Origin of the sequence: Desulfofalx alkaliphila DSM 12257, from assembly GCF_000711975.1 — a bacterium.
Lineage (GTDB): Bacteria > Bacillota > Desulfotomaculia > Desulfotomaculales > Desulfohalotomaculaceae > Desulfofalx > Desulfofalx alkaliphila.
Window position 1 is genome coordinate 20,925 of sequence record NZ_KL544002.1, and the last position, 4,654, is coordinate 25,578.

The window sequence follows — 4,654 nt, forward strand, 5'->3', positions numbered from 1 at the left end:
TATTGCGTCACTTATGGTAATCATCCCGCCCCACCCCCTTTCTTGGATGTTTCCATCCCCGGCAGGTGAGGCCCGTTAGTTAGTTATGTATTCCCGGTTATTATTTTACCACAATTTTCTACGTTAAACAGCCAAATACGGGTTAATAACAACAAGCCCTTCTATGAATCTAAAGCGTTTTTTGTTTAAAGTAAAAAGAACCGCCTTATTAACTTGGGCAGTGGCTGCTATCAGAGCATCCATTGGCTCCAAACCGTGGGAAGCACGATATTTAGCTAATAGATTACCGGCCGCTTTCGCTATGTTTGAATCAACGGTAATAACAGAAATTAACCCTGTATAATTTCCATCCTCAACCTCCTGTAGTTGCTTTGTGGCTTGTGGGATATTGCGAAGGTGGTCAATAATAATGTTTGTATCAAGAATTATTTTCAAGGCTATCCAACCTCCTGCCAGAGTCCTTGCGAATATCCTCAACAAACTCTTTGCCGCTAGTTTCCATATCTGATAATATTCCTGCAGTTTGAGCCACAACTCCCTTTGGAATATCTCTTTTTTTATTAGTTTTTAAAATCATTTCACCCCCCCTTCTTCATTGTTGCTCGCATTATCACCCTCCCCCCTTCGCGAACATACTTTAATAAAGTTCATAATCTTTACCCATTCCTGCCCTGTTTCCATTGTGCAGTGTGGGATGTTTTCTGCGGCAGAAGTAAGGAAATCCTCTAATTTGATATTTGTTTCAACACGATACTGGCATATCTTGTTTAAACCATCTGTAAAGGTTAATTCTACAGTAGGAGTTGTTACTCCCACCCTTGCTAGTTCTTGTAACTGCCAGGATATAAGTTTGCCCTCTTGGGGCGTTGTTATTGGCACCACTATAATATCCGCCTCTTTTAAGGCAGCGTAAGTGGGTGGCAACTCAAAATCCCTACCTGCATCAATTACAACCACAGAGCTTTCTTTTCTTGCCTTGTCAATTAGTTGCTTAAATAACCCCTTTGCATCCACGGCGTTTTTAGCACATGTGGGAGTACCGATGTTTCCTAGCTTATTACCTGCCGGTAGATACCTTATTCCCCATTTTATGGTTCTTAGCATTTTGGTCAACAGTTCAGGATTAAGGGAATCGCCCCAGGTCATAATACCTGCATCTTTTTCGCTGGCATCTTGAATACCCGTCTGTTTAATACCAAACCAAACGTCTAGCTCTGGACAGGTCAGATCAAAGTTTAGTAACGCTGCCTTTCCGCTAATAGCTAAATTAAGTGCAGTAAAGGACTTATAATAACCTGTCGGGTTCCAAACGGCAATAACTTTTGATGATTGAATATTAGTACCGTCGCTGTTTGTATCCCTCTCAAGCATGGCTTTGATCGACTCCTTTGTTCCAGTGGACATTTGCTGTATTTTACTGCCTATGCCGGACAGGGGATTGCCAATGTTAATTTTCGGTATTAATTTAACGGAAGGTTTTGGCGTTTTTGCTTTAGGGCTACTTAGGTGATCTTCTTGATCGGTGCCTCCCGATTCCTCTTGAAAATAGTTGCTTTTTTTAGTAGACACGTCACTATCTTCTAAGCTAACTCCCAATAAATACCGTCTAACATCTGAGATATTCTTTTTAGTATTAAACCATTTTTGCAGATCATCTCCATCAATAGTTTCAACAAAGTAAATATCAAAAATAGCTAGATTGATAACTGATTGCAGAAACTCAATGTCATTCTCTCTTTCTGGCGGTAAAAGTAGTATTAGTTGACTATCTGGACGTGATGTGCGTATTAGAGTTAGTTTTTCAACAAATAACTTGTCACGAGCCTGCTTACCAGTAGCAATATCAACTTTTACAAATCTTTAGACAAGAAAGCCTCGCCCATGAATGGGCGGAGATGAATTGTTTCTTGCATACCTTTATGATATAATAGATGTAAAAACATTATCTATATGAGGTTATAGCAATGAATACCTATAAGAGCACACGCCATGCAAAATTTTTGTTGAACTACCATTTTATTTGGATACCAAAATATCGAAAACAGATATTGGATAACGATAAAATCAAACAGTTAATCACTGACACAATTGATGAACTCGCTATCCAACATGGATTTGACGTACTTGCACTCGAAATCATGTCCGATCATATTCATTTGTTTGTTTCGGCGCTCCCGAAAGATTCACCAAGTCAATTAATGAACATCATTAAAGGAACAACTGGTCGGAGAATAGCCAAGCAATTCCCTGAGCTTAGGAAACGAGGTTCAATATGGACACGAGCCTATTTTGTATCCAGTGCAGGTCATGTTAGCTCCGAAACCATTAAACAGTACATCGAACAACAAAACAGGAGGTGAACCTTTTGCAATTAACCATCGTGTTAGAACTTCTTCAACCTACAAAAAGAAAAGAAGCTGTTATGTTTTCGAACGTACGTGAAGTAGTCAAAAACCGACAAGCGATTGCGAGTGAACTTAAAAAAGGTAATACAAAGTTGAGTTCCGCTCACTTTAAACAAAGTCGGCTTCCTTCTGCTGTAAAAAACCAAAACATACGAGAAGTGAAGGCGCTTTATCGACTATTCAAACAATCGGAATCAAAAAAGGAAAACATGACATTTAAAGATAACCAACCTATTTGTTTTAACAACCAGAACTTCGCCTTAGATGGTCATATGATTTCATTTCCATTGTATGATGATAAGGTTCGACGTTTTGTCTTTCCTGTCAAACAAACAGAACGTTTAACGCTGTTGAACGATTATATGAAACAAGGTGCTAAGTTAGGGAAAGCAAGTTTGTTTTATCGTCAAGGCAAGTGGTACTTCGCTGTCACTATTCAAACAAAGGTGAATCAATCGACCAACAAACAAGTGATGGGGATTGACATTGGATTAAGACAACTAGCTGTCGCTAGCGTGTTCAATGAACAGAATGAAGAAATAAATCGAGTTTTCCATAACGGAAAACAAGTCGGTTTTATTCGTAAAAAATACCGTTCTGTAAGAAGAAAGCTCGGTAAAGCAAAACAACCTAAGTTAATCAAACGATTAGGTGACAAAGAACAACGATGGATGACCAATAAAAACCATCAAATCAGTCGTCAACTTATTAATCTTGCGGTGCAAGAGCAAGTTGGCGTTATTGTGATGGAGAAACTAGAGAACATCCGTCAAACAGCTCGTTCTTTGCGTCGTGTTGATCGTTCACTTCATAGCTGGGCTTTTTATGAACTGCAATCATTTATCGAGTACAAAGCTAAACTAGCGGGTATTAAGGTGGTCTACATTGACCCTAAACACACCTCTCAACGTTGTTCATCATGCGGTGTTGTGAAAAAGCAACAACGCAAGCGTAACATCTACCACTGTTCTTGTGGTAATCATATTCACGCTGACTTAAATGCGAGTCGAAATATCGCTCAGATTTATAACGAACAACAATCTGCCTAAATGGTCACAGTTTAGGTGCTTGAAGTAGTATAACTATCTTCAAGAGGGCAGATGACACTGCCTTAAACCATCGTCATACTGAGCTACCAGAAATGGACTGCTCTTTAATCAGGTGGTAATCTCGTAAGTTCCTTTCAGGAATCCTCGTTCATGAATGAACATGAATGGGCGGGGAGGATGTCAAATAAGGGTTCTCTCGCTTTTTTGCAACACGGATGATGTTTTGTTTCTTAGACATAAAAAATACCTCCCAAATTAATTATTTAGCCGGGAGGATTCCAAAGTCGAATATATTAACTATTTATCGAAAAACCCTTTTTAAAATCTGTAAAAAAGTATGTAAATAAAGGTCTCAAGCCTTGCCATAACAAAGGAAAAGCCTTATAATATATGTATACAGATTTTAGGCAATATTAAACCAGACCTTTAAGAGTGGGGATTTTTAAAGGTTGATTAAAGGGTTTCCGACTAAGGAATCCTCCCGTATTAAGTTAGTTGAGGTTAACGACCTCAGCGCTCAAAATTTCATCTCCTTTACAGGTGGTGTTGGTAGCACCACCACGATTATTACCCTCTCTTTATCGGAGAGGGTTTTTTGTTTGACGCTATGAAATCATTAGCTTTACTAATGACTGCTTGTCCTGCTTACTTTGTTCATATTTAAGGTAGTAGTGATGCACAGCCTTCTCAATCAGGGCTGTTTCAGTTAGGCTTATCCCCGCCATTTGCCTTTCGCCTTCGGGTAGCATCTTTTCCAGTTCAGATAGCATAATTTTTAACTAACTTGGCAAGAAGTCTCCCATCTTCTACAAGTGGGAGATGAATTGCCAATTATTGTTATGATTTATAAACTCTATATGCTTAAAACTAACTTGTTTATATGATTTGTTTGGTATAGTGATATAATTACCTTCTATATCTTGTATATATGCACCACCATTAGCAAAGCCTGTTGTGAACTACCCCCACTTAATTTCTAGCGAAAATTTGAAGTGGGGGCTTCCAAAGAAGTTTGACTGCTTTAAGCAATCCTTATTCTTTGAGGCGTGTCCACTTCGCCGCTAGAGCATAAGACACTCAGGTCTACAGCTTTACTTTTCTTTAAGATGTTTAATGCACCATTTACATCAGCATTGATTAGTTTGCCGGACTTTGTTCGATACAAACCTCGCTTAATACGTTTACCACTGAACTTATATT

Annotated in this window: 6 protein-coding genes; 2 read left to right on the forward strand and 4 right to left on the reverse strand. The window is 38.8% G+C overall.

Annotation, left to right across the window (positions count from 1 at the left end; all coding sequences use genetic code 11):
- Window positions 1-123: 123 nt before the first annotated feature.
- From BR02_RS0114190 to BR02_RS0114200, 3 genes are read right to left on the reverse strand one after another with little or no spacing between them, the layout of a single operon-like run.
- Complete coding sequence (locus BR02_RS0114190; RefSeq protein ID WP_031518179.1) at window positions 124-435, reverse strand: type II toxin-antitoxin system VapC family toxin; 312 nt, start codon at window positions 433-435, stop codon at window positions 124-126.
- Window positions 419-577: a hypothetical protein gene (locus tag BR02_RS15350; RefSeq protein WP_207641041.1), complete on the reverse strand. Its 159-nt coding sequence runs from the start codon at window positions 575-577 to the stop codon at window positions 419-421. Before BR02_RS15350 ends, BR02_RS0114190 begins: the two co-directional genes overlap by 17 nt.
- Window positions 574-1,569: a MinD/ParA family ATP-binding protein gene (locus BR02_RS0114200; protein ID WP_031518183.1), complete on the reverse strand. Its 996-nt coding sequence runs from the start codon at window positions 1,567-1,569 to the stop codon at window positions 574-576. The genes BR02_RS15350 and BR02_RS0114200 overlap by 4 nt, the downstream gene beginning before the upstream one ends.
- A 395-nt stretch (window positions 1,570-1,964) precedes the next feature.
- On the opposite strand from BR02_RS0114200, the gene tnpA reads away from it, so the two are divergent.
- Window positions 1,965-2,360 (forward strand): IS200/IS605 family transposase, encoded by a 396-nt coding sequence (tnpA, locus tag BR02_RS0114205; protein ID WP_031518184.1) that lies wholly within the window; start codon window positions 1,965-1,967, stop codon window positions 2,358-2,360.
- Window positions 2,361-2,365: 5 nt separating this feature from the next.
- On the forward strand, window positions 2,366-3,454 hold the full coding sequence (locus BR02_RS0114210) for an RNA-guided endonuclease InsQ/TnpB family protein (protein WP_031518186.1): 1,089 nt from the start codon (window positions 2,366-2,368) through the stop codon (window positions 3,452-3,454).
- 605 nt (window positions 3,455-4,059) lie between these two features.
- On the opposite strand, the gene BR02_RS15570 is transcribed toward BR02_RS0114210, so the two are convergent.
- Window positions 4,060-4,224: a hypothetical protein gene (locus tag BR02_RS15570; RefSeq protein WP_157834993.1), complete on the reverse strand. Its 165-nt coding sequence runs from the start codon at window positions 4,222-4,224 to the stop codon at window positions 4,060-4,062.
- Between the last annotated feature and the right edge of the window lie 430 nt (window positions 4,225-4,654).